General features: G+C 61.3%; 25 protein-coding genes and 1 tRNA gene. 15 read left to right on the forward strand and 11 right to left on the reverse strand.

All coding sequences use genetic code 11. The features are described 5' to 3' along the window. Positions 1-33: 33 nt before the first annotated feature. Positions 34-837, reverse strand: a complete 804-nt coding sequence (locus tag IAU67_RS09400; RefSeq protein WP_151842894.1) for a Fic family protein — start codon at positions 835-837, stop codon at positions 34-36. Positions 838-949: 112 nt separating this feature from the next. Here IAU67_RS09400 and IAU67_RS09405 point away from each other — a divergent pair, with 112 nt between their 5' ends. Together IAU67_RS09405 and IAU67_RS09410 are read left to right on the forward strand one after the other, a co-directional pair. Beyond that, positions 950-1,450 (forward strand): phage holin family protein, encoded by a 501-nt coding sequence (locus tag IAU67_RS09405; RefSeq protein ID WP_151842940.1) that lies wholly within the window; start codon positions 950-952, stop codon positions 1,448-1,450. Between the two features lie 26 nt (positions 1,451-1,476). Next, the gene (locus IAU67_RS09410; RefSeq protein ID WP_225723574.1) at positions 1,477-2,430 is read left to right on the forward strand and encodes an alpha/beta fold hydrolase; all 954 of its coding nucleotides are present in this window, start codon (positions 1,477-1,479) and stop codon (positions 2,428-2,430) included. Positions 2,431-2,476: 46 nt separating this feature from the next. On the opposite strand, the gene IAU67_RS09415 is transcribed toward IAU67_RS09410, so the two are convergent. The 4 genes from IAU67_RS09415 to nth are packed head-to-tail and all read right to left on the reverse strand — an operon-like array spanning position 2,477 to position 6,146. Beyond that, positions 2,477-3,721, reverse strand: coding sequence for a MarP family serine protease (locus IAU67_RS09415; RefSeq protein ID WP_151842893.1), 1,245 nt, complete (start codon positions 3,719-3,721; stop codon positions 2,477-2,479). A 41-nt stretch (positions 3,722-3,762) separates the two neighbouring features. Further along, positions 3,763-4,548, reverse strand: a complete 786-nt coding sequence (locus IAU67_RS09420) for an NUDIX hydrolase (protein WP_151842892.1) — start codon at positions 4,546-4,548, stop codon at positions 3,763-3,765. 3 nt (positions 4,549-4,551) lie between these two features. Continuing rightward, positions 4,552-5,310 (reverse strand): TlpA disulfide reductase family protein, encoded by a 759-nt coding sequence (locus IAU67_RS09425; protein WP_151842891.1) that lies wholly within the window; start codon positions 5,308-5,310, stop codon positions 4,552-4,554. Positions 5,311-5,312: 2 nt separating this feature from the next. Then, positions 5,313-6,146 (reverse strand): endonuclease III, encoded by an 834-nt coding sequence (gene nth, locus IAU67_RS09430; RefSeq protein WP_151842890.1) that lies wholly within the window; start codon positions 6,144-6,146, stop codon positions 5,313-5,315. Between the two features lie 114 nt (positions 6,147-6,260). On the opposite strand from nth, the gene glxR reads away from it, so the two are divergent. Next, positions 6,261-6,944, forward strand: a complete 684-nt coding sequence (gene glxR / locus IAU67_RS09435) for a CRP-like cAMP-activated global transcriptional regulator GlxR (RefSeq protein ID WP_151842889.1) — start codon at positions 6,261-6,263, stop codon at positions 6,942-6,944. A gap of 76 nt (positions 6,945-7,020) precedes the next feature. On the opposite strand, the gene IAU67_RS09440 is transcribed toward glxR, so the two are convergent. The 4 genes from IAU67_RS09440 to IAU67_RS09455 are packed head-to-tail and all read right to left on the reverse strand — an operon-like array spanning position 7,021 to position 8,938. Beyond that, complete coding sequence (locus IAU67_RS09440) at positions 7,021-7,854, reverse strand: MBL fold metallo-hydrolase (RefSeq protein ID WP_151842888.1); 834 nt, start codon at positions 7,852-7,854, stop codon at positions 7,021-7,023. Between the two features lie 27 nt (positions 7,855-7,881). After that, positions 7,882-8,367 carry a RidA family protein gene (locus IAU67_RS09445; protein WP_151842887.1) on the reverse strand — a complete coding sequence of 162 codons (486 nt, stop codon included), beginning with the start codon at positions 8,365-8,367 and terminating at the stop codon, positions 7,882-7,884. A 40-nt stretch (positions 8,368-8,407) separates the two neighbouring features. Next, positions 8,408-8,566, reverse strand: a complete 159-nt coding sequence (gene sp36 / locus IAU67_RS09450; RefSeq protein ID WP_151842886.1) for a Sp36 family protein — start codon at positions 8,564-8,566, stop codon at positions 8,408-8,410. Positions 8,567-8,575: 9 nt separating this feature from the next. Further along, on the reverse strand, positions 8,576-8,938 hold the full coding sequence (locus tag IAU67_RS09455) for a WhiB family transcriptional regulator (protein ID WP_151842885.1): 363 nt from the start codon (positions 8,936-8,938) through the stop codon (positions 8,576-8,578). A gap of 334 nt (positions 8,939-9,272) precedes the next feature. On the opposite strand from IAU67_RS09455, the gene IAU67_RS09460 reads away from it, so the two are divergent. The 9 genes from IAU67_RS09460 (at position 9,273) to IAU67_RS09500 (ending at position 19,936) form a co-directional block, all read left to right on the forward strand. Beyond that, positions 9,273-11,420: a transglycosylase domain-containing protein gene (locus IAU67_RS09460; RefSeq protein WP_151842884.1), complete on the forward strand. Its 2,148-nt coding sequence runs from the start codon at positions 9,273-9,275 to the stop codon at positions 11,418-11,420. Between the two features lie 88 nt (positions 11,421-11,508). Beyond that, on the forward strand, positions 11,509-12,489 hold the full coding sequence (locus tag IAU67_RS09465; RefSeq protein ID WP_151842883.1) for a metallophosphoesterase: 981 nt from the start codon (positions 11,509-11,511) through the stop codon (positions 12,487-12,489). Between the two features lie 78 nt (positions 12,490-12,567). After that, a tRNA-Pro gene (locus tag IAU67_RS09470) sits at positions 12,568-12,644 on the forward strand. A 224-nt stretch (positions 12,645-12,868) separates the two neighbouring features. Beyond that, positions 12,869-16,048, forward strand: coding sequence for a DUF4040 family protein (locus IAU67_RS09475; protein WP_151842882.1), 3,180 nt, complete (start codon positions 12,869-12,871; stop codon positions 16,046-16,048). After that, the gene (locus IAU67_RS09480) at positions 16,048-16,512 is read left to right on the forward strand and encodes a sodium:proton antiporter (protein ID WP_151842881.1); all 465 of its coding nucleotides are present in this window, start codon (positions 16,048-16,050) and stop codon (positions 16,510-16,512) included. The genes IAU67_RS09475 and IAU67_RS09480 overlap by 1 nt, the downstream gene beginning before the upstream one ends. Further along, positions 16,509-18,230, forward strand: a complete 1,722-nt coding sequence (locus tag IAU67_RS09485) for a monovalent cation/H+ antiporter subunit D family protein (RefSeq protein WP_151842880.1) — start codon at positions 16,509-16,511, stop codon at positions 18,228-18,230. Before IAU67_RS09480 ends, IAU67_RS09485 begins: the two co-directional genes overlap by 4 nt. Positions 18,231-18,232: 2 nt before the next feature. Continuing rightward, positions 18,233-19,198 carry a Na+/H+ antiporter subunit E gene (locus IAU67_RS09490; RefSeq protein ID WP_151842879.1) on the forward strand — a complete coding sequence of 322 codons (966 nt, stop codon included), beginning with the start codon at positions 18,233-18,235 and terminating at the stop codon, positions 19,196-19,198. Between the two features lie 3 nt (positions 19,199-19,201). Beyond that, the gene (locus IAU67_RS09495; RefSeq protein ID WP_151842878.1) at positions 19,202-19,480 is read left to right on the forward strand and encodes a monovalent cation/H+ antiporter complex subunit F; all 279 of its coding nucleotides are present in this window, start codon (positions 19,202-19,204) and stop codon (positions 19,478-19,480) included. Positions 19,481-19,501: 21 nt separating this feature from the next. Then, positions 19,502-19,936, forward strand: coding sequence for a Na+/H+ antiporter subunit G (locus tag IAU67_RS09500; protein WP_151842877.1), 435 nt, complete (start codon positions 19,502-19,504; stop codon positions 19,934-19,936). A gap of 101 nt (positions 19,937-20,037) precedes the next feature. Here the strand turns inward: IAU67_RS09500 and IAU67_RS09505 are convergent, their stop codons facing one another. Then, positions 20,038-20,472 carry an organic hydroperoxide resistance protein gene (locus IAU67_RS09505; protein WP_151842876.1) on the reverse strand — a complete coding sequence of 145 codons (435 nt, stop codon included), beginning with the start codon at positions 20,470-20,472 and terminating at the stop codon, positions 20,038-20,040. A 190-nt stretch (positions 20,473-20,662) separates the two neighbouring features. On the opposite strand from IAU67_RS09505, the gene IAU67_RS09510 reads away from it, so the two are divergent. From IAU67_RS09510 to IAU67_RS09520, 3 genes are all read left to right on the forward strand, one after another. Beyond that, positions 20,663-21,280, forward strand: a complete 618-nt coding sequence (locus tag IAU67_RS09510; RefSeq protein WP_225723573.1) for an RNA polymerase sigma factor — start codon at positions 20,663-20,665, stop codon at positions 21,278-21,280. Positions 21,281-21,447: 167 nt separating this feature from the next. Then, positions 21,448-22,173 (forward strand): hypothetical protein, encoded by a 726-nt coding sequence (locus IAU67_RS09515; RefSeq protein WP_151842875.1) that lies wholly within the window; start codon positions 21,448-21,450, stop codon positions 22,171-22,173. A gap of 15 nt (positions 22,174-22,188) precedes the next feature. Further along, on the forward strand, positions 22,189-23,505 hold the full coding sequence (locus tag IAU67_RS09520; protein ID WP_151842874.1) for a ferrochelatase: 1,317 nt from the start codon (positions 22,189-22,191) through the stop codon (positions 23,503-23,505). 46 nt (positions 23,506-23,551) lie between these two features. On the opposite strand, the gene IAU67_RS09525 is transcribed toward IAU67_RS09520, so the two are convergent. Next, complete coding sequence (locus IAU67_RS09525) at positions 23,552-24,583, reverse strand: aspartate-semialdehyde dehydrogenase (RefSeq protein WP_151842873.1); 1,032 nt, start codon at positions 24,581-24,583, stop codon at positions 23,552-23,554. Positions 24,584-24,654: the final 71 nt, after the last annotated feature.

Consider the following 24,654-nt stretch of genomic DNA (forward strand, 5'->3'; position numbering starts at 1 on the left):
GCTACACACACGCGCTAGGCCTTCGCACAATCGCTAGGCCTTCGCATCCGCGATGGACTTAGCCTCCAGCGTTCCCTCGGCAAGTCCCTCGGCGTGGAACACGATCCACTCGGCCACGCCCTCAGCCGTGCCAGACGCAAATCCCTTCGCTTTGGCCTCATACTCATCCCGATGGCGGTTCCACCACACCTCCGGCACGCCCAAACCGCGCGGATCCAGCCCGGTGGAAATCGTCGCCAAACGCGAACACGCGCGCGCCGTCACGCCGTTGGCATCCGCAAAAGGCTGCAGTGCCAGCAACTCCCCGTGAATCACCGCCGTCAGCACCACGGCATTCACCTTCGTGCCGCCAGTGATGAAGGACCCCAGCAACTGCAGGCGCCCGTCCGCGTCCCTCCGCGGGCGCCCCGGCACCAAAAACTCGGCGGATTGCGCTGCCTTTTTGCGGAAATCCTCGTCGCTCATCTGCGGGCTCGCCACGGAATTGATTTTCGCAATGACCTGCAGCGGTGCGCGTCGAAATGTTGTCTGCGTCTCCGTGATCCCATCCGGCGCCAGCAGCTCCGCCGCGCGCAACGCACCCGCCAGGATGGGGTCGTTGACCTGCCCATCCTCTGGCAACCAGGGGGTTCCGCCGTCAATTTGAGCCGACGCCCTAGCTCCCCTCAAGACAGCCTCCGACCCCGTCACATCCCAGCCACGCAGGTTCGCCTTGTGGCGATGGACGCGGGAAATATAGTCCACGGCTTTGTCCACGGCCTCGGGCACGCCCGGTAGCTCTGCCAGAGGTGCCAGTGGGTCGGGAGCGGACGCTGTAGGTGAGTTTTTTTGGCTCATGCACCGCAAGTTTAGTCAACCAATAAGGCAAAACCTCCGCAGGTCTGGCAAAATGGGTGAGGTTAGCTGAAATTACAGGAGAGACTAAGTGAGCAACAACGACCAGAACGGCATGTTCACCGACCGCGATAGCTTCAACCCAACCGTGAATAGCATTCCGCTGTCCGACGTTGATACCCGCGCAAAGGGCCAGGGCAGCATCGGTGATCTGGTGAAGGACGCTTCCTCCCAGATCTCCTCCTTGGTGCGCTCTGAGATTGAGCTTGCCAAGACTGAGGTTGCTACCTCCGCCAAGAAGGCTGGCATTGGCGTAGGCCTCTTCGCCGCAGCCGGCATCATCTTGGCCTACAGCTCCTTCTTCTTGTTCTTCACCATCGCCGAGGGCCTGGATAACTTCATGCCACGCTGGCTGGCATTCCTGATCGTGTTCCTCTTCATGATCGTTCTCGTGGCGATCCTGGCTCTGGTGGGACTCAAGCAGGTGAAGCAGGTGAAGGCGCCGGAGAAGACCATTGATTCCGTCGGCGAATTGAAGACTGTGGTTCCTAGCCGTGGTGGTAACTCCGCAGCCGCTCGCGCGGCCGACCACCGCGATCCTGGCATGTACAGCTAGGTCAACCAGGAACTCTCACTATCACAGTGCCTACCAGCACCTTTATTCACTCTCGGGGCGTGCGGCTTCGGGTCCAGGTTCAGGGCCCGCGCAACGCCCCTTTAGTGTTGCTGATTCACGGCTTCGGAGGGGGATGCTTCGACTGGGAGCTGGTCATGGACGAACTCGCCCATGCGGAGACCAGCGGTGTGAGCAACGCCAGTGGCGCCAGCAGCACCAGCGTAGTGGAACCTCGCGTGGCGGCAGTGGACTTACGTGGATATGGGGAATCGGATAAAACCCCTCGCGGCTACGACCTCACCACTGCAGCCAGCGACATGGCCGGCGTGATCCGCGGCCTGGGCTACTCCAAGGCCATTGTTGTGGGCCACGGCTTCGGTGGCATGGTCGCCTGGACGTTGGCCGCGCATGAGCCAGAGCGTGTCGCCGCGGTGGTGACGGTGGCGTCGGCGCACCCGCTGGTGCAATTCCGCTCCTTACTTGTGCAGCCGCACAAGCAATGGCGGCGCATGAGGCGCACTCTTGCGGCTCAGGTGCCGCGCTACCCGGAGACCCAGATTGTGAAGGACAACGCCGCCAAGGCGGAGCGCATCTTCCGCAGCGGCGTAGCCCCGGGTTTCCGCGATACAGAAATCTACAACAGGTTCGCAGGCCAACGCCGCGAGGCGATGCTTGTGGACAAGGTGGCTCATCTGTCTGCCGAGTATCAGCGCTGGCCTTTCCGCTCGCGTTTGCGGCCCGAAGGTGGCGTGTTCGAACGCTCCTTCCCTGCGCGCACCGCCGCCCCCGTGCTCGCTATCGAAGGCAGCATGGATCCGGACTATTCACCTCAGGTGGCCGAACGCTCCGTGGCTCGCAGTAGTAACGGGCGCGTAGAACTGATCTACGGGGTGGGCCACTATCCGCACATCGAGGATGCACCCACGGTCAGCGACTTGATTCTGCAGCACACACAGCAGCACTGGGATCACCCCTACTGATCCCACTCAGCCCAGCGCTGCCCAGCTCCCAGCTAGCCAGCCCCACCTAATTCAGCACACACGCCTGGGTATCCACCGGCGCCGTCCACGCGCCCAGGTCTCCCACCTGCTTCATGACCTCGTTCTTCGTCAACGCGTAGCCCGTGTCCGCTTCATTCAGGTCCGCCCCGAACACCAACCCCAGCACGTGCCCATCGGTGTCCACCAACGGGCCACCGGAGTTACCCTGCACCACGTCGCCACGCAGAGAATAGGCCTCTCGCTCCACGCGCTGGTTCGCGTAGATGTTCGGACCAGAGACCACGAAGCTATCGCGGATGCGTGCCGGGGTAGCTGTGTAGTCACCGGCTTGAGGGTAGCCCAGAACCACCACGTCATCACCGTGCTGGGCAGGCGTCTCCGCCCACGGCAACACAGGCGCATCCAAGCCGTCCGCAGTGAGCAGCGCAATATCGGCGGAAGGGTTGTAGTACGTGACGGCGGCGTCGATGGTCCCAGCGGCAGTAAGCAGCGTCACCGTATCCGTTCCCGCAACCACATGAGCATTAGTCATGATGGTTCCGGGGGCCACCACAAACCCGGTTCCCTGCAGCAGGCGCTGGCACTGACGGGCCTCACCCACCACCTTGACCACCGACGGCTGAAGCCGCTTGACCATCGGCGAGGCTTTCAGCTGAGGATCGGGGGAGGCCACCTCCGTCTTAGGAAGCCGCTCCAGCGGGTCCGTGATGACAGGGAAACCGGAGGAGTTCACTAGCGCCGCAGTCTGCGCGGGCAGTCCCTTCACCCACCCCGGCATGATGTGGTTGAGGATCTTCAGGCCGTGCGACCCCGCCAGCGATTGCCCCAGCTCTCCCTTGTTATTGGACGCCGCCGGCACAAAGATCATCCACACCACAATCATGGCCGTGACTACCTGGACCACAGCGCCGGCCACGGAGTCGACCTTCATGAGCGAGCGAGTGGGGATCCGGTCGCGAAGCTTCGCGCCGATCCCGGAACCAATGGCGTACCCGATAACCACGGATCCAGCGACAATAATGAGCGCCACGAGAATGCGCACACCCGGGCTGGTGTCCGAGGCGAACTCCTCTCCGCCTGTTCCGGAGTGTCCCAGCCTGTCCATCACCTTCGGCAGGATTTTCACGCCCAGCGTGCCGCCGAGCAGCACGCCCAGCAGGCTCAGGAATGCGGATACACCGCCCTGGCGGTAGCCGGTGGTGAGCGACACGATCGCTACCAGAACCAGAATCGCATCAACCATGATGGATCCCGTGCCGACTGAGTCCATGTGCTGTCCCTTCAGTGTGTGGTGTGTGGCCGTCCTCGCAGCTAGCGGTCTAGTTCGCCGCGGAAGCCCTTGCGCATATCGGCAAGGGCTTCACCGTTGGAGGATTCAGCCAGCGCGCTGAATAGGTCTACCTTACGCTGTGTGTCCCACGGTTGTGCCCAGCCGGCGCGTTCCAACAGCGCGTCCACCACGCCCCCGGTGAATCCCCACAGGATCATGTCGTGGACATAGAATGCTGGCCCGTGCCATCCCAGGTATTCCACGCGGAAGCGATTCTCCGGATTCACCAAGTCGGCAATGGCCACCGTTTCCACCCAGTCGTTTTCCGCCGTGGCGGGATGCACGGGGTGCGGCGCGTGCCAGTACGCCAGCACGGGCACCACGGCAAAGTTCGTGCGATCAATGTACAGGGGCTGCAGGACCGCTAGCGGCGTGATGGATTCTGGGTCCAGGTCCGTTTCCTCCTGGGCTTCCCGCACGGCTGTGCGGATGGGGTCTGGGTCTTGTGATTCCCAGCCGCCACCAGGGAAGGCCATTTGCCCGGAGTGTGTGCGCATAGTGGGGGTGCGATGCGTCAGCAGGATCTCTGGCGCTCCGTCCGATTCGCCCTCCCCGAGCAGGATCAGCACCGCGGAATAGCGGGGTGGGGTTCCGTTCGGGTCTGCCTCCGGCACTTTCCGTGAGTTGTCGGAGAAGTGCTGGTGGATGTCCGTTTCTCTGCACACGCGGGCCACGTCCTGGATCCAGGTGGGCATGGCGTCTAGTCCGCCGGGGAGGTCCGGTTGGTGGTCGATCGCGGCGTACCACTGCTCGAAGGGGTAGTCCATGCGTTAGTTCTTCTCGTTGTGTAGTGCGTTGGTGACGGCCGTGACGAGCTGTTCTTCGCTGGTGAATGCTGTGGTGAACATCCCGGCGCGTGTGCCGTCTTCTCGATAGACCAATGTTATCGGTACTACTTGGGGTATTTTCGTGGCCGTGTCGAACGTGTGACTGGAATCCTGATAGCTCGGCAGGTCAGTGGCCCCTGTTGTCTTTAAAAAATCGACGCCGGCCTGCGCCTCTTGGGCCATATGTACCCCTACAACGTTCCATTCTGGGTGGCTGTGCCGCACCGCGTTCATAATGGGTAGTTCCTCGCGGCAGGGTCCGCACCACCAGGCCCAGACGTTCACCACGGAGACTTTCCCGGCAAGCTGTTGGCCTAGGGAGTGCTCGGTGGGCTGCCCGCCCGTGGTGAGGCAGGGCAGGGTCACGTCAGCGAGTTCCGAGGAAGGGTCCAGGGGGTGCTGGGCGGCCTCGGGGCACGCCACGGGCGTGTCCACACTCACGTCTTTAAGCTGTGGGTCCTGGGCGTTGCCAGGGTATGCGCTGTCTGCTGCGGCGCCGGTGCCCTCAGCCGAGTGCGCGGTTCCGTGAGAAGTGCCCGAGGGGCTGGTCATGCTGGCGATCAGCGGGATGGCCGCCACGATGAGGCCCACGATCACGGTGACAGCCACGATGATGATCCGCGTGCGTCGCTCCGCGGACGCGCGCGGCGGCTGCTCTGCGGACGGTTGCTCCACTGGGTTGTTCTGCTCTTCGCTCGCCACCGCTATGCCTCCTCTCTGCCTTCAGGCTTTCTGTCTGCCGGCTCTCCGTCGGCCGAGAACCCTGCGACAGCCAACAAGTGCTCACGGTCCTCGGACTTCATGAGCGTGATGGCCTCATGCGGATCCGCGGGCCCCGCGATGCCAAAGCTGGGGCATTGCCGAGCCAACAGGCAGGTTCCGCAGGCGGCTCGACGGGAGTGGCACACTCGCCGGCCATGGAACACGGTGCGGTGGGAGAACATCGTCCACTCTTTACGCTCAATGAGCTCGGCTATCTCCCGCTCTACGGCGACGGGATCCTCTTCGGTGGTGAGCCCCCAGCGTCGGACTAAACGGCCGAAGTGCGTGTCCACCGTCAGCCCAGGCACCCCGAACGCATTGCCCAGCACCACGTTCGCGGTCTTCCGGCCCACGCCCGGGAGCTCCACCAGGTCCTCCAGACGGCCCGGCACCTCGCCGCCGTGTTTGTCCACCAGCATCGCCCCCAGCCCCATGAGGTTGCGCGCCTTGGAATGGTAGAAACCCGTGGGGCGGATGATTTCTTCGAGTTCTTCCTGACGCGCTTGTGCATAGGATTCCGCAGTAGGATACAGTGGAAACAACCGCTTTGTGACTATATTCACACGAACATCAGTACACTGAGCGGAGAGCACAGTTGCGACCAACAACTCCAAGGGGTTTGTGAAGTCCAACTCGGCGTGAGCATCTGGATAGGCTTCATCAAGCATCCGATTGATTCGACGTGCACGACGCACTCGCCCCAAGCGGGTCTCTTTGCCCTTCGCGGCGATATGACTGCCTGGGGTGGGGAGTGATGAATGTTTCTTTCCAGACATGCCTACAACAATAGCCTGCGGCTCCTACACGGTAGATGAGACGCAACTAGAACCCTTGACCACACTGTGAAAACGCAGCCGTAACACCGGCCAGCCTGAAGGAGTAACGCCTCGATGTCAGAAGTATCTGAGATCCTGTCCCGCGCGGGTATTTTCCAAGGAGTTGAGCCAACTGCCGTGCAGGACCTGATTGCTCAACTGGATACCGTGAAGTACCCACGGGGTACCACGATCTTCGACGAAGGTGAGCCAGGTGATCGTCTCTACATCATCATCTCTGGCAAGGTGAAGCTGGCCCGGCACTCGGCCGACGGCCGCGAGAATCTGCTCACAGTAATGGGCCCCTCGGACATGTTCGGTGAGCTGTCCATCTTCGATCCCGGCCCACGTACCTCCTCGGCAATCTGTGTCACCGAAGTAGTCTGCGCCACGATGGACTCCAACATGCTGCACGAATGGATTGGCCAGCATCCTCAGATTTCAGAGCAGCTGCTGCGCGTGTTGGCGCGCCGTCTCCGCAGGACGAATAACTCCCTGGCGGATCTTATCTTTACCGACGTCCCTGGCCGCGTGGCGAAGGCGCTGCTGCAGCTGGCGAACCGTTTCGGAACCCAGGAAGGCAGCGCTCTGCGTGTGAACCACGATCTCACCCAGGAAGAGATCGCCCAGCTGGTCGGAGCGTCCCGCGAGACGGTGAACAAGGCTCTGGCTGAGTTTGCTCACCGCGGATGGATTCGCCTCGAGGGCAAATCCGTGTTGATCTCCGATACGGAGCGTCTGGCCAAGCGCGCTCGCTAGGCCTTGGCTGCGCTCACGTGCGCGTAGCGCACGCGCCAGTGCATGGCGAGCCGCACCGCTCGCCCGCTAGCGCTCGCTAGTTGTCCTGCTCCGCGAGGTAGCGCACGGCCACGCGGGTGGACTGCTCCGCCGCGGAGCGAAGCACTGGGTCTACGTCCGTGTAGATGAAGTCCACCAGTTCTCCCACCGTGGCATCCTCACCCAGTTCGGCACGGGCCTGCTTGACCTGCTGCAGTCGCTGTTCACGACGCTCCAGGTACTTCGTCGCCAGCTCGGACACGTCCTGATGCTCCGGGCCGTGGCCGGGCAACAGGGTCTTGCCTTCGCCGCGCTTCTGAAGCATGCGCAGAGTCTCGATGTAGGCACCCAGGTCACCATCCGTCTCGGAGATCATGGTGGTGTGGCGGCCCGCGATCGTGTCTCCGGTGATGATGCCTTCAACGTCCGAGTCATCGGTTCCACCCTGGGAGTGGATGAAGAAGCACACGCTGTCCTTGGTGTGACCTGGGGTGGTCACCACCTCGATGGTGGGCGTGAGGCCCTCGATCTTAATGAACTCACCGTTTTCCAGCGGCTGGACATCGCCGTAGTTGTGGGTCTTGTCCACCGCGCGGATGGACGTGCCGTTGATCTGGCGGAAGCGGTGAGCTCCCGCGGCGTGGTCGTCATGGCGGTGGGTCAGCAGGGTCAGTCCAATCTGTCCACCATCCTGGGTGGCCTTGGACGTGACAACGTTGAGGTGGCCTTCATCCGCTGGGCCTGGGTCTACCACCACGCTCACGCGGTCGTTCTTTCCGCGGATGATCCAGGTGTTGGTCCCCTCCAGAGCGGAGTAGCTAGGGTTCATGGCCAAAACCACTCCAACGTTGTCGGTAACGGGACGGAGTTGGCTATATGCAGGGTGTTCCATGCACTCCAGCTTAGCGCTCAAAAGGGTTTATTCGGCTACCGTGACAACAATTTCTACTTCAACGGGGGCGTTCAGCGGCAATTCAGCCACTCCCACTGCAGCGCGGGCGTGCACTCCTGCATCGCCGAAGATCTCTCCCAAGACCTCGCTGGCTCCGTTGATCACTGCTGGTTGGCCGCCAAATCCTCTGGCAGAAGCCACAAAACCGTTGACCTTCACCACCTGGGTAATGTTGTCGATCCCCACCAATGCATCGACCGCAGCGACCGCGTTGAGCGCGGCGGTGCGAGCAAGATCATAGGCCTGCTCTGGGGTGACGTCAGGGGTGGACTCCCCCTCTGCGTCGCCGACGAGTCCCGTCGCGGGAAGCTCACCGTTGACGAAGGGGAGCTGTCCGGAGGTGTATACGGTATTGCCGGCCTTCACCGCAGGAACGTATGCCGCAACGGGTGCTGCAACGGCTGGAAGTTCAATGCCTAGTTCGGTGAGGCGCTCACTAAATGTTTGTGCCACTGTCTACGTGCCTTTCCTTACTATCTTTAGCTGACTATCGCTAGCTCTCGAGAGGGCGCTTCAGGTAAGCGACGTGCTGCTCTCCCGTGGGGCCGGGGAGCACACTCACGAGCTCCCATCCGTCTGATCCCCAATTGTCCAGGATCTGTTTGGTGGCGTGTGTCAGCAGTGGCACGGTTGCGTATTCCCATGTAGTCATGGGGCTAGTCTAGCCTTTGCGCGCTGCGGCCGCTTCCAGTTGGCCGGCGAAGAAGTCTGCCCAGGAGGTGATCTCTGGGTGCTTGCGCAGCAGTGCGCGGCGCTGGCGTTCCGTCATGCCACCCCACACGCCGTATTCCACGCGGTTGTCCAGGGCGTCGGCACGGCACTGCAGGACCACGGGGCAGTGGCGGCAGATGGCCACGGCCTTGCGCTGTGCTGCACCCTTGACGAAGAGCTCCTCAGGGTCAACGTTGCGGCAGTGCGCCTGGGTGATCCATTCACCGCGGTTGGTGAAGGATTCGCGCGTCGTGAGCGGCTGTGCATCCAGAGGTGCCGTGGCTCCTACTGGTCGTGCGAGTGATGCCGTCATAATGTTCTTTCCTCCACAGGATTGGTGATGTCGTTAGCGTGTCGTAGGTAGTGCCGGTGCGTCGCCGCATCGATGTTGTAATACTATTCACATTTTTTCACTACTGTCTATTGCGTCACATTGTGGGGGTGATAACCCCTCTCGCGCCTCTTTCGTGGTAGGAAAATCAGCCCACGGTAGTTGATCTAACAACTTTCTGTGGACATATCGTCTCTACTGCGAAAAGACTGTGAAAACGCTGTAAAGTGTGGCGAAAATCACGAACTGACCCTTCTAGGGTCAAAACACTTTCCCCCACCCCCATACACCACGCGGTGCACTAAGGTAATTGGCCATGAAGGAAAAGCTGACAGCCCTCTCCACGCTCATCGCGGCGATCCTCGTAGCCGGTGTACTGATGAGCGTTGCGCTCCTCCCCCTGGCGGGCGCAGCTGGCTGGGGCATCAATGCCAGCTCACGAACCATGAACTCGAACCTTCAGGACATTGGCTACAACACCTCTCTCCCTTTGGTATCCACCATGACTGATCGTGAGGGCGAACCCATCGCTTATTTCTACGATCAGTACCGCGTGCCGGTAGCCAGCGACAAGATCTCCCAAGAGGTGAAGGATTCCATCGTCGCCATCGAGGATCGTCGTTTCTACGAGCACTCCGGCGTGGACTTGCGCGGCACTCTCCGCGCCATGGTCTCCAATGTCACCAGCGGCGGCGTGGCCGAAGGCGCCTCCACGCTGGACCAACAATATGTGAAGAACTACCTCTATTACATAGCCGCTGATTCCCACGAGCAGGCCGAGGAAGCCGTGGAAACCTCCATCCCCCGCAAGCTGCGCGAGATGAAGATGGCCAGCGAGGTGGACCAGCGCTTCTCCAAGGACGAGATCCTCACGCGCTACCTTAATCTCATCTCCTACGGGCAGGGCGCCTTCGGCATCGAAGCGGCCGCCCGCACCTACTTCGGCGTGCACGCTTCCCACCTCACCGTCCCTCAGGCGGCGTTCCTGGCGGGCGTGGTGCAGTCCACGGCCGGCCTTGATCCTTACGCTCATCCGGACGCCGCCCTGCAGCGCCGCAATGCTGTCCTTCAGGCTCGGGTGGCCACGGGCACGTTGTCGCAGGCGGATGCTGACCGTTATGCCCAGGAGCCGCTGGGGGTGCTCGAGCAGCCGCAGCGGCTCCAAGGCGGGTGCATTGGCGCTGGTGATAATGGCTTTTTCTGCGATTATGCGCTCCAGTGGTTGGAGGATCATGGACTGTCCCAGGAGGACATTATGCGTGGCGGCTACACCATCACCACCACGTTGGACGCCACAGCTCAGCAACAGGCCGTCCAGCAAAGCCGCCTCCGCGTGCACCCTCAAGCCGAGGGCGTGGCCTCCGTGTCCTCCTTCATCACGCCCCGAAGCAGCAGCCGCTCCGGCTCCGCTGCCACCCATGATGTGAGGGCGATGGCCAGCAGCCGCGTGTATGGCCTGGATGCGGAGAGTAAGCAGACCGTGCTGCCCCTCACCCATTCCTTGCAGGGCAATGGTGCGGGGTCCGTCTTTAAAATATTCGACGCCGCAGTGGCCCTCGAACACGGCGCCGGACTGGATACCAAGCTGGATGTTCCGAAACGTGTGGAGGTCTCCGGCATGGGCGACGGTGGTGCTGCGGGCTGTCCTCCGGGCATGTACTGCGTGGAGAATGCCGCCGACTACCGGCCTCAGTTGACTCTTCGAGAGGCGCTGGCCACCAGTCCGAACACTCCTTTCGTGGAGTTGGCGCAGACCGTGGGCATGCAACGGATCGTGGACCTGTCCGTGGACTTGGGGCTACGCTCCTATGCCACGAAGGGTTCCTTTTCCCAGGGGGTGTCCATCGCGGAGCAGATGAAGAAGGATAATAACGCCTCCTATGTTCTGGGCCCCACCCCAATCAATCCGCTGGAGCTGTCCAACGTGGCGGCAACCCTGGCCGATGGTGGCCGCTGGTGCGAACCCCGACCCGTGGTGAAGGTCACCGACCGCGATGGTGCACCAGTGAAGCTCACCCCCACTCCGTGCCAGCAGGTGCTAGAGCGCCCCGTGGCCGACGCGCTGGCCAATGCATTGGGCGAGGACACGGTTAAGGGCAGCGCACAGGGGGCAGCCCAGGCAACGGGCTTCGGGTCTCCGATCTCCGCGAAGACGGGCACCACAGAATCCAACATGTCCGCGGCGTTTGTGGGTTTCACCCCAACCTGGGCCGGCAGCACCTACATCTTCAACGACGGCAACACCACGCTGCCGCTGTGCACCAGCCCGGCGCGACAGTGCATGAATGGCGATATGTTTGGAGGTAAGGAAGCCGCGGAAACGTTCCTGGCTACCACGAATAACCTGCTGAGATACGTCGGAGCGCCGATGCTTCCGCCCTTCGATCCGCGTTTCCTGGCGGGCACGAACCCCCACGGATTCCGGGAGGCCTACGGGCACGTCACGGCGCAGCGCCGCCATTAGCCAGGCCGCCATTAAGTAGGCCGCCACTAAGCACGCCGCCGGGAGCGCTAGCCTGCCACACGCTCCGAGCCGCTAGACTTGTGAGGTGATGAAGTTGCGCAACACCGTCAGTTCAAAGCCCACACGCCGCTCCCTCGCCCGCTCCATTTTTCTGGGTGCGGCGGGAGTGGGTGCGCTGGGCGTCGGATCATTAATTCTGGCAGAGCGCGAAACACACATGTATCGGCTGCACCAGGTCACGGTGCCACTGCTGGAGCCCGGAACGCTGCCGGACGACTGGGACAGCCTGCGGATTCTGCACGTCAGCGACCTCCACATGCTGGCGCGGCAGAAGGATAAGCAACAATGGGTCGCCGAGCTGGAACAGATGGACCCCGATCTGGTGATTAACACGGGCGACAACCTCGGGGAAGCCGAAGGCGTGCCGGGCGTGCTGCGGGCGCTGGATCCGCTGCTCAACCGCCCCGGGGTGTTCGTCTTCGGCTCCAATGACTACTTCGCGCCGCGCCCCGTCAACCCCTTCATCTATCTCCTGGGCAAGAAACGTAAGCCCAGCACGGAAGAATTGCCGTGGAAGGGGATGCGCGCGGCCTTCATCGAACGAGGATGGCACGACGCCACCCACCAGCGCGTGGAATTCGCCATTGACCCGGCGCTCACCGGTTCTGGCACTTACTCGCGCAAGGTGAAGCTGGCGTTGGCGGGCGTGGATGACCCGCACCACGAGCTGGACGATTATGACAGCATCGCGGGCCACCCGAATCCGGACGCGGACCTGGCGATCGGGCTATCGCACTCCCCGGAGCCGCACATTCTGGACAAGTTCGCGGCCGACGGATACCAGCTGGCCTTGAGCGGGCACACTCACGGTGGGCAGCTGTGCCTTCCGGGCGGGCGGGCGCTGGTGACGAACTGTGGTATCGACCGCTCGCGGGTGGCGGGGCTGTCCCGCTGGTCGGATCGGCTGTGGCTGCATGTCACCAACGGTTTGGGTAATTCGAAGTACGTGCCGTTCCGAACGTTCTGCCGGCCATCGGCCACCCTGATTCATGTGACGGAGAAGGCCTAGAGTACCCTTGAACACGCAACCGCATCGGCTGCTACAGTACGTGGACAGTACATGCGGTACTACCTTCGGTATTACCTTCGGGATATGGCGCAGTTTGGTAGCGCACCTCGTTCGGGACGAGGGGGTCGCAGGTTCAAATCCTGTTATCCCGACCATGTGATCCGGGGCTCAGCACACATAGTGGTGCTGGGCCCCGTTTTTCGTGCGCGTGTTGTGACAGCAGACACGCCCCGTGGTAGAGCACCATCGCACGAAGCAACGTCACATCAGTATCCCCCAATTGGGTGTAGTACGGGGTGGTTGGTACTATTGAGACTGTTGTGAATTTACTCAACGCCCCTCCCCTGTACTCGAACCTTGGTAGGAGTGTTGCATCCTCGTGAGCTTGGTTGCCATCCCATTAGTTATTAGCGTGGCGCTCATCGCAGTACCTGTCCTGGTCAAACTCCTTGACCGAAACGCAGGTTGGCCCTTGGGCATCACATTCTTCGGTGTTGCTGGTTACATCATCATGCACGCCGACCCAATACTTGAGGGGAGAGCCGCAACCTGGTCTGTCACGTGGATCAAGGGGCTACTCAGCGGAACCGGCGGCACGGACGCCACCAATCCCACGGGCGCTACCGCAGATGTGATCTTTGCACTGCGCATGGACGCGTTATCGCTCTTCTTCGCGCTCCTGGCGCTCATCATCGGCGGCGTGGTGTTCATCTACTCCACCCGCTACTTGCACCACGGTCATAAAATCATGAGCTTTTACCTGCTCATGACGTCCTTCATGCTGGCAGTGCTGCTGCTGGTCCTGGCCGACGACGTGGCGTTGTTGTTCGTGGGCTGGGAATTGGTGAGCTTGGCGTCGTTCTTCCTCATCGCCCGCAGCGGCTCCGGCGGCGAGGCAGGATCGGTACGCACGTTGCTGCTCACCTTCGCTGGTGGTCTCTTCCTGCTGGTCGGGTTGGGGCTTGCGGCGATCACCGCAGGGACGATGCGGGTGTCTGAGATTGTGACCTACGACGCCTGGGGCGACCATCAAGTACGGCTCACCCTCATTGCGGTGTTGATCGCACTGGCTGGATTCTCCAAGGCCGCACAGATCCCGTTCCACTTCTGGCTTCCTGAAGCGATGGCGGCGGACACTCCCGTGTCCGCCTTCCTTCACGCCGCAGCCGTGGTGAAGGCAGGTGTGTACCTGCTGATTCGCTTCTCCGGGCTGTTTGATGGGCTCATGGCATGGCATGTGCTCCTCATTGTCACGGGCATGACCACGGCCGTGATGGCGGCTGTGTACGCCATCCAGAAACCCGATCTGAAAAAGCTGACCGCCTATTCCACGGTGTCCCAGCTGGGCTGGATCGTGGCTACCATCGGTGTGGGAACTCCCTTCGCGATCGGGGCGGCGATTGTGCACACGGCAGCGCATGCGTTGTTTAAATCCTCCCTGTTCATGCTGGTGGGAGTGATCGACCACCAGGCCGGATCGCGGCACATGCACCGCCTGGGCTCCCTGTGGCGCCGGATGCCGTTCACGTTCGGCTCGGCTGTGATCGCGGCAGCGTCCATGGCGGCGATCCCGCCCACCCTGGGATTTGTGTCTAAGGAAGGGATGCTTGAGGCGTTCCTTGAAGCGCCTCTGAGCAACACGGGGATCATCGTGCTGCTGTGCGCGGCGGCGCTGGGCGCGTTGGCCACCATGGTGTACTCCGCGAAGTACATCACGGGTGCGTTCATCGACGGCTCGAAGGACATGAGTAAGGTCCAGGAAGCCCCGTTCAGCTTCTGGTTTCCCGCCGCGGCACCCGGCCTGCTCTCCCTGCCGGCTGTGTTATTCCTGTCCCGTGCGGACCATCCGCTGGATTCCATTGTGGCTTCCACCGGCGTGGGCGAAACCCACTCCCACCTGGCGCTGTGGCACGGCGTGACCACGCCACTGTTGATTTCTTTGGCGGTCATTGGCGTGGGCGTTGTGGTGATCTGGCAACGCCACCGCCTGGTCTACCCCCTGGAGACCGCGCGCCTGGGTCTGTTCAGTGGCGCGCAAGTGCTGGACACGTATGAAAATCTATCCCGACGCCTCGCGCGCCTACTCAGCCGCCCATCCGCGGGATTGAACCCCACCCGTCACGTGCTGTGGATCATGCTGATGCTCATCGCGATTGGCGCGGCATCTGTCATGGCGCCTGGCCGCATCGCGGGCCTGGCCGCACTGGAGCCGCGTGTGAGCGGCATCGACCGGTTGGAAGACGTGGTGGCGTTGGCCATCGTTGCCTTCGCCGTGGTGGCGCTGATCGCTACGCGTTCCCGCCTCGCCTCCGTTGTGCTGGTGGGTATTGCCGGCGTGGGCGTGTCCTGGATGATGCTGATCCTGGGAGCCCCCGATGTGGCGCTGACCAACCTGCTGGTGGAGTTCTGTGTGGTCGTCCTGATGATGCTGGTGGTGCGCCACCAGCCGCGCCTGTACCTCCGCGAGGGAGAAAACCGCACGCGCTTTGCCACCTTCATGGCCCTGACTATCGGGCTGGTCACGTTCTTCGGCGTGTGGCTGTTGACGGGACGCCACGATAAGCCGCAGGTAGCCCAGTGGTACTTGGAGAACACTCCGAAGGAAGTGGACGCCAACAACGTGGTGGCAGCCATCCTGGTTGAGTTCCGTGCCTTCGATACGATGGGCGAGCTCATCGTTCTGGGTATCGCCGGCATTGTCATCGCCGCGATTATCCAGTCCATTCCGCGCTCCCCGCTGCCGGGATACGGTCCTGGTTCTACCTCCGAGCTGTTCCGCGCGGAAGGATCCACCCGATTCCCGGACGTGCACAAGGTCCCGGAACTGGCGCCATTCTATTCCAAGTACCTGCGCTCCAACTACTTAAACTCCATCCTGTCCCGCCAGGTCACGAAGTATCTGGTTCCGTTGCTGATCATCCTGTCTGCGGTGACCTTCTACCGTGGCGCAATGGCCCCCGGTGGCGCTTTCTTGGCTGCGCTGGTCGCGGCCTGTGGCATGTTCGTGTACTACCTCGGCACCGCACGGTCCGAGCTGATGGGCACGAACGACCTGGGCTACAAGTTCATCGGTTGGGGCATGTTCCTTGCCTTGGGCACGGGCCTGATTGGCTTCTTCAAGGGCAGCTTCTTAGCACCATTCCACGGCTCGATCGGACCGTTCCACTGGTCCACCTCCCTGATCTTCGATGGCGGTGTGTACCTTGCCGTGCTTGGCCTGATCGTGATTGTCATCAACATGATGGGCGGACGTGAGCGCCCCGGTGCTGATCCTTCCCGACACGCCGACGCCTTCCGGACCCCGACCTCAAAGCAGAAGATGGGACCGAAGTCTAAGGGCAAACAGCCCACCGCGGTGGAGAAGAGAAGCGATGGCTTGGGACAGCCGTACATGGGCCAGCTGATGGCCCAGAGTCAGAACGGGAAGCCGGACCAGGAAGCGCAACGCCTTGAGGCGCAGCACCGTGCGGAGCGTGAGGCAGCCCGAGCGCCTGTCGAAACCGCGGACGATTCTGCACACGATAGCGATTCTGCACACGATGGAAAGGAGAAGCAGTAATGATCCTCGCATTGATCATTGCCATCCTGATTGGTGGCGGAGTGTACATGGTGATGCAGCGCGGCATGCTGCGCATCATCATTGGCATTGCGCTGCTCAGCCACGGCGTTAACCTGCTAATCCTCTCCACAGGCATTGGCGCCTGGCGCACCGAACCGCTGATGGACCGCGCCACGTCCGGCGAGGCGGCAGACCCCCTCCCCCAGGCCTTCGTGCTGACCGCCATCGTGATCTCCATGGCATCGACTGCGGTGCTGCTGGCCATGGCGGCGCTGGGTCGTGACGACGATACCCGCTCCAGCGACGACCCCGAGTCCGGCTTCCGCCGCTACCGCAGCTTCCAGACCATGGGTCGGGGCACGCAGCGCGCTGGTGTGAGCGAGCGTGACCTGACGCGGGACAAGAAGCAGGCTGAGAGCAAGGTTGGCAACAAGGCTGAGAACAAGGAGGACAAGAAATCATGACCACCGGTGCCCTTCTGTCTCTGTTTATCGTTGTCCCCATGGTGGCCTCTGGCCTGGCGACCGTGATCGGTGTTCCCATCATCCGGCGCGCACTCGCGCTGGCTATTCCCTTCGCCGGAATGCTCGGCGGCCTGTGGCTGCTGGCTGCAACCTCCGGCGATACGCCAGTGCTCGCGGACAATGTCGGTAAGTTTGTGGGCGGTATTTCCATCCCCATCGTGGCGGATTCCCTGACCGCGGTCATGATCTTCACCACCTCCCTGGTGGTGTTCGTCGCACTGTGGTTCGCCGACGTGGTCGGCGAAACACGCGCCCGCTTCTACCCCGCGCTGGCACTGCTGCTGTTGGGCGGCGCCTGGGGTGCGCTCCTCACGGCAGATTTGTTCAACCTCTTCGTGTTCATCGAAGTGATGCTGATGCCGTCCTTCGGCCTCATCGCCATGACCGGTACCTGGGCCCGCCTGGCGAGCGCCCGCATGTTCATCATCGTGAACCTGGTGACGTCCCTGCTGCTCGTCAGTGGCGTGGCGCTCACCTATGGCGTTATCGGTACCACCAACATCGCCGCGCTCGCGGGGGCTGCCGGCCCTCGAGGCCAGGAGTTTGAACCCGGTGTGTTCGGCAACCAATGGCAGCTCGTGGTGGCCCTTGGCCTCGTGATCCTGGCTCTGTCCGTCAAGGCCGGAGTGACCCCTGTTCACACCTGGCTGCCCCGCGCCTACCCCTCTACCTCACCTGCGGTGATGGCGCTGTTCTCCGGTCTCCACACGAAGGTTGCCGTGTATGCAATCATGCGCATCTTCATGACTGTCTTTGAAGGGGACCCCACCTGGTCCTGGACCATCCTGTTCTTCATGGTGCTGGGCATGCTCATCGGTGGCTTCGGTGGCATGGTGGAATCCTCCATGCGCTCAGTCATCGGTTATCAGATGGTCAACGGAATCCCGTTCATCCTCATTTCTCTGGCCTTCCTGGCCGAGAAGCCACACCTGATGCTGTCCGCGGCACTGTTCTACATGCTGCACCACATGGTCGTCGCCGCCGCCCTCATCATGGCCTCTGGCGCCATCGAGGAAACCTACGGCTTCGGCCGTCTGCGCTTGCTGTCCGGCATCATGCGCCGTGACCGCTTTGTCGCCACTGTCTTCGCCATGGGCGCCCTCGCCATCGTGGGATTCCCACCCTTCTCCGGGCTGTGGGGAAAGCTGGGACTCGTCTTCGGCATTTCCGCCGATGGCTCATGGCGTGCCTGGCTGGCCATCTCCGTGATCATCATCTCCAGCATGGCCGCGCTGCTCTCCATGGTCTACCTCTGGCGAGAAGTCTTCTGGGGCCGTCAGATGAACGCCAATGAGTGCGATCCCACACTCCGTGTGCCCCGGCGATACGTGTTCCCCTCTGCAGCACTCATCGCTGTCTCCGTCGCGATGTTCGTCGGCGCTGGACCCCTGTTCAACGTCACCAACCGCGCAGCCCACGCCCTGACGGACACCACCGCCTATGTTGCCGCCGTCTTCCCAGACAAGGACAAGGCCGTGGGTAACGTCCTTCCGATCGGACCGGCTGGCCTCGACAACGTTCCCGAAGGAGCACAGTCGGCCACCGCCAGCAACGCAGTCCAAGAGGAAGAAAACCGCAAGGCCGCCAAGGACCCGAAGCAGTACGACGCCACCAACAGCCGTGTCGACTCCCCTCAACGGGAAAAGGCAGGTAAGTAACTATGAGCCTCATCAACAACACCATCCACAGCGTGCGCTACGGCACCTGGCTGGTCGGCCAGATCATCAAAGAATCCGTGATCATGGCCATCGATACCCTGGGAACCGGCCGCAATATCGCGCCGATCATTCTGTACTACCCACTGCGAGTCACGTGCGAGCGTGACATCGCCGGCTTCATCGCCTCCATTACGATGACGCCCGGCACACTCGCCCTCGGCGTCACCGGACCCAAGGAGGTCGATTACGACGCCATCGCCGGCAACCGTGGACTGGATGCCTCCGCCGTGGCAGAATCCGAATTCAAAACCCACGGCCTGGACACCGTCCAACGCTTCCTCGCCGTCCACGCAATGTACGGTTCCGACCCCCAAGAATTGCTCGACAGCCTCGCAGATATGGAAGAACGGCTCGCTCCTCACGTGAAATCCGTCCCCATGAAATTCGACGTGGAATACCTCGTCGAGCGCGGACGTAAAGGCCCCCGTGGATACCGCGGGAGTCGCGGCGGTAGGGCGTCGGATGAAACGGTATTCGACGTGGAAAAGGTGGATTCCACCCCACATGCCGCAGCATTCGTCGCCGCAATCCTGGAAGCCAACGACGATGAAAAAGATCCCGATGAGCTGCGCAACATGGACCGCATGGAGCGCTACGAAGTGGCACGTCGCAACGCCGAACGCGCCCGAGCCGCGAAAAAGAAGGACTCCACCGGGGCACCAGATATTGACACGTTCGCGGGCGACAACCTCGGCGCATCCCTCTCTGACCGGCAAGGACGCACCAAACCCGGCGAAACTCTCTACGACCCGCTATACCCTGAAAATAACCCTCGCGATGACAAGGACGTCAGCGGGAAAGAACGCTGGAAACAGGCTCCTCGGCACTGGAAAGAAAAACACGACGAAGAAGCAGAAAAAGCATCCCGAGTAAAGAAACGCTCCAAGAAAAAGCGGAAAGGTAACTAGCCAATGTCACCCACCATGCTTCTCGACATCTTGGTCGGAATTGCTGCGGTGATCGTGGTCATCGCACTGCTGACCGTGCTGTGGCGTGCCGTATCCACCCACAACGACGCCCGCCGCGCCGTCCTCTCGGACATGATCTTTTTCTCCATGATCGGGTTGTTTCTGTGCTATTCCATGTACAACCGGACGGCGATCACCTACGACGTCGCACTATTCGCCGGGCTTTTCGGCGCAATTTCTACCATCGCGAACGCGCGCATTATTAGCCGCGGCCGCCGATAAAGCGGTTGAAAGGAGACTGCTATGACATTCCTACTTGGAACAGACGCTGGGCAGCAGCTATACACCTTCGCCGCAGAGGCGGGCGAGCTGCAAGAGTTCCGGGAGCCGAATTGGTTCGCCGCGATCTTGGCAGGGGTGCTGGCGATTATCGGAGCGGTGTTTATCTTCGTGAGCGCCAGGGCCATGTATTTGGCACCCGACGCGCTGTCCCAGGTGAACATGGTGGGACCCGCCGTGGGCGTGGGTATTCCCCTGTTAATTTGCGCGAATCTGGTGCACACCTTCGCGGTGGAGGGGTTCGTCGTGGGGGCGCTGATCAGGGCTATTGTGGCGATTGTTGCCCTGCTTGTGGTGGGCGCTGTGGGGTCTTATGTGATGGGGCGTGCGCTGCACGCCACGCACTGGGATCACACGGTGCCGCTGTCTGGTGGTCAGCGAGCGTCCGAGCCGAAGTAGTGGCATAGCAGCGGCGCTGTAGCGCTGCCACAGCACGGCGGTGCCGCACACCCAACAGCCGTAGCGCTGCCACGGTGCCACCGCGCGGAAGCTGTGCGAGACTAGCCGGCGAAGGCTTCCACCTCTACCGTGATGTCGCCCTTCATAGCCTTGGAGTATGGGCAGAACTCGTGAGCCTTAGCCACCAGCTCTTCTGCCTGCTGTTGATCCACATCAAACACCGTGGCACTGATCTTTGCAGACAGCTCAAATCCCTTGCCGGCCTTGTGCAGGGAGGTTTCAACAGTGACCTCAGGGGTATTGTCCAGCTTCACACCGGCATTCTTGATGATCAGCTGCAGCGCACCGTTGAAGCATGCTGCCCAACCCGCGGATACCAGTTGCTCAGGGTTGGTACCCTCGCCGGAACCACCCAGTGCCTTTGGTGGGCGGGTGTCCAGGTCAATCTGACGATCGTCGGTAGAGACATGACCATCGCGACCTCCACCGGTGGACAGGGCCTTGGCGGTGTAGAGGGCGTCCTTAGCGTCGCTCATTGTGAACTCCTTTATAACTTGACGACAGTGGCGCCTGAACACGCAGTGACCACGCCATGAGGCGTTGGCCGAGAAAGCGATCAGGCCTTCCACTCCCTTAATACCGAAAACTCCCCCATTATGCAGTAGAGGCTGGCATTCTCGGCCACGCATTCACTATTGAAGCCTTGGGGAGCCTATGCTTATACCTATGCATTACCGAGATACGCCCCAGATGGCCACGTCTGCCATAGACGCGCGGGTCACTGACCTGGCGCTGCGGGCTGCTCGGGGCGACAGGAAGGCGTTGAATGCGTTCATTGCGGAGACTCACGACGATGTCTGGCGGCTTCTCGCTCATTTAGCGGATCGTGACCGCGCCGACGACCTCACTCAGGAAACCTATCTGCGCGTGTTGTCTGCCTTGCCACGATTCGCGGCGCGTTCCACGGCCCGCACCTGGATTTTGTCCCTCGCACGGCGCGTGTGGGTGGATAGCGTGCGGCACGATATGGCGCGTCCACGTTCCTCGGGGGCTGAGGTAAGCGAAGAGCTGGCATCCAGCCATGCCGAAGAGGATGCGGGCGGTAATACCTGGGCGGAGTGGGTAGATACACGTGCGATGGTGGATGCGCTGGAGGATGAACGACGCGAGGCGCTAATTCTGACCCAGGTATTGGGCTACACCTACGCGGAGGCCGCGAACATTGCTGGTGTGCGCGTGGGCACGATCCGCTCTCGTGTGGCGCGTGCGCGGGCTGACTTGGTGGAGATGTCGAGGCAGAAGAACAGCACACAGGGCACCTGGCAACAACAAAGGAACGGTTAAAGGGCCTTCGTCAGACGGCGCATTCCCCGGGGCACTGTGGATTAGTAGGCGGTGGGTCGGTCTTGGAACCTCAAACGATGAGTGCGATGACAACTATCGCCGCAACACAAGCAGACCAATCGAAATCACATTACCATCTATCGTCAATAGAATGAGAGAAGATAGAATTGAAGGAAAAATTAAAAGAAGCCGGGGCGCGTCTATTTTGGTGGACCTTCAGTCTGACACTCACAATAGCACCTTTTATATTTCTTGTAGATAACGTTCGCCTAACTAGCATTCTCTACACTCTAAGCACTTTCATATGTTTCGAACTAATCGCAGTTACAGCCCTAGTTAATTTTGATCCTTTCGCATTTTCAAAAAAACTCTGGACTCCAAAGGTAGACCATGAAAACATTACGGAATTCCATCATTTATGGATAGTGCCGATTTTACTAATATTAGCCACGCCGGGGTGCTTCATGCCCTATTTTGATCATACCTTGTTAGACCCAACTCGGCCAGGAAGAGAGTTTTTCATTACTGGAAGCATGATTTTCTTCGCCGCCGGAAGCGTCTATACCCTCCTCATAGGGAATCCCTATCGGCTAGAGCTAAGGATCGATGAGTGCGGAATTAGGTACCACTCAATGGGCACTTCCATATCATTTAATTATGACGGCATTAAAAATATTAGGACCAAGTCTATCGGAACTTTTAAACCTAGACTCACAGTATACGGAAAGGGAACCAAAATAGCGCGAACTGTTTTTTCCGGTCCTAAGGTCGAGGAAGTTAACTACTTAGATTTAAACGGCTTAGCGTTAGGGCATTATTCTCCCCAACAAATAGAGTCGCTCATCAAAGAACACACCATGCCACCTGCAGACACAACGCCTCCCTCGTCGTGAGTTAAGCTATACCCCATGAGCACTACCGCCCCGCGCACCGCGTTACTATTCCTCTCCTTCGGCGGCCCCAACAAGGCCGATGAAGTGGTCCCCTTCCTAGAGAACGTAACCCGCGGGCGCGGCATCCCCCGCGAACGCCTCGAGCACGTCGGCGAACACTACTTCACCCTCGGCGGCCGCTCCCCCATCAACGAGCAAAACCTGAAGATCATCGAGAACCTCGAGCAAGAGCTCCGCGCACGGGACCTCGACCTCCCCGTCTACTTCGGCAATCGCAACTGGGAACCCTATGTAGAGGACACCCTCCTCACCATCGCCCGCGACGGCATCGAGCACGTATATGTCTTCGCCACCAGCGCCTGGGGCGGTTACTCCGGCTGCGGCCAATACCAGGAGGACATCCGCCGCGCACTCACCGCCGTCACCAACGCCGGCGAACAAGCCCCCACCATCGAACGCCTCCCCCAATTCCACTCCCATCCCGCATTCATCGCGTCCTTCGCCGCCGCCGTGGACGCCGCCCGCACGTCGCTGGGTGACAAAGGAACCGACGCCGAGCTCATCTTCACCGCGCACTCCGTCCCTAACGTAGCGGACGCCGCCGCCGGCCCCCACAGCTTCGGAGGGAACCTCTACTCCCAACAAGTATTGGACGCAGCGCGCCTGGTACAACAAGCTTCCTCCTTCGCCAACCAGCCTGGAAGCTTCGCAGACCACGGCTGGACCGGGCGCCTAGCCCGCCACGAACCCGTCGGCGGCCGTGGAGACGGCCCAGCCCACACCGGCATTGATGCCGGTGTGGACTGCGGCGTCGGCACACCTCTCGATGTAGAAACCACCTGGCAATCCCGCTCCGGATCCCCCCACGTCCCCTGGCTTGAGCCCGACATCTGCGACCACATCGAAGCACGCGCAGCAGCCGGCAACACGCGCGGCATCGTCCTCTGCCCCATTGGCTTCATCACCGACCACATCGAAGTCATGTGGGACCTGGACACGGAAGCACAAGAAGCCGCCGACAACGCAGGCATCCCCTTCGTCCGAGTCGCCACCCCAGGACTCACCCCAGAGTTCGCAGCCATGATCGTCGACCTCGTCGAAGAATGCCGGCAGCCCGGAAACGCGCTGCTCAACACCGATAGCACGAGCACCGTGAGTAGGTTAGAGAGCTCTCAGATCGTGAGGTCGGCGTCGGGGATAAGGACGGAAGCACAGCAAGCCGCAGCAGACCTGGTCGCGCAACTCGGCACGGTCCCAGATTTCGGGCACACGCTCAACGGTCGCCCCTGCGCGCCCGGCTGCTGCGGTACGGACAAGGCGCTGTTCGACTGAGCTGTGCGCCGCTAAGAATTCGGCGCGGCGGTTTCTCCGCGTCGCGCTAGACCAGCAACTCCGCAATCTGAATCGTGTTCAGCGCAGCACCCTTGCGCAGATTGTCACCAGAGACAACCAGCACCAAGCCACGGTTATCCGGGATCGACTGGTCCTGGCGGATGCGGCCCACCAAAGAGTTATCCACGCCCGCAGCAGCCAGTGGCGTAGGCACATCAACCACATCCACGCCGGCGGCGTCGGCCAGAATCTGGCGAGCTTCCTCCGGGGTAATGGCGCGCTCAAACTCGGCGTGAATCGTCATCGTGTGACCCGTCAACACAGGAACACGCACACACGTACCCGCCACAGGCAGCTCAGGAATACCCAGAATCTTGCGGGACTCGTTGCGCAGCTTCTGCTCCTCATCCGTCTCATTGGAGCCATCGTCCACAAGATTGCCCGCAAACGGGAGAGCATTGAACGCAATCGGAGCAACATACGGGCCCAGATCCTCAGCAGACAACTGAGAACCATCGTGCACCAGCTTCTCCAGAACATCGATGTTCTCACGAGCCTGCTTCACCAGCGTATCCACACCCGCCAGGCCGGAACCGGACACGGCCTGGTAGGAAGACACGTGCAGACGCTTCAGACCCGCGGCCGCGTGCAGTGGGCCCATCGCCGGCATGGCGGCCATCGTGGTGCAGTTGGGGTTCGCAATGATGCCCTTCGGGGTGTTCTTTGCCTCCTGCGGATTCACCTCGGACACGATCAGGGGAACCTCAGGGTCCTTGCGCCATGCCGAAGAGTTGTCCACCACGATCGCGCCGGCTTCCGCGAAGCGGGGAGCGTGCTCGCGAGAGGTGCCGCCGCCAGCGGAGAACAGGGCGATGTCGATGCCCTTCAAGTCCTCGGTGGACGTGGCGGCTACGTCTTCGATGATGATCTTTTCGCCGCGGAACTCCAGTTCCTTCCCAGCGGACCGGGCCGATGCGAAGAAACGAACCGTGTCAGCGGGGAAGTTTCGCTCTTCGAGGATGCTGCGCATCACGCGGCCGACCTGGCCGGTGGCGCCTACTACTGCGAGAGTGGTCATGGTTGGGCTCCTTGTGTGGGAAGTTTTGGCTGTTTTTACACAAATTGTTCGATCAAACCGCCAGATTTAGC

The sequence above is a fragment of the Corynebacterium zhongnanshanii genome, assembly GCF_014490575.1.
Classification (GTDB): domain Bacteria; phylum Actinomycetota; class Actinomycetes; order Mycobacteriales; family Mycobacteriaceae; genus Corynebacterium; species Corynebacterium zhongnanshanii.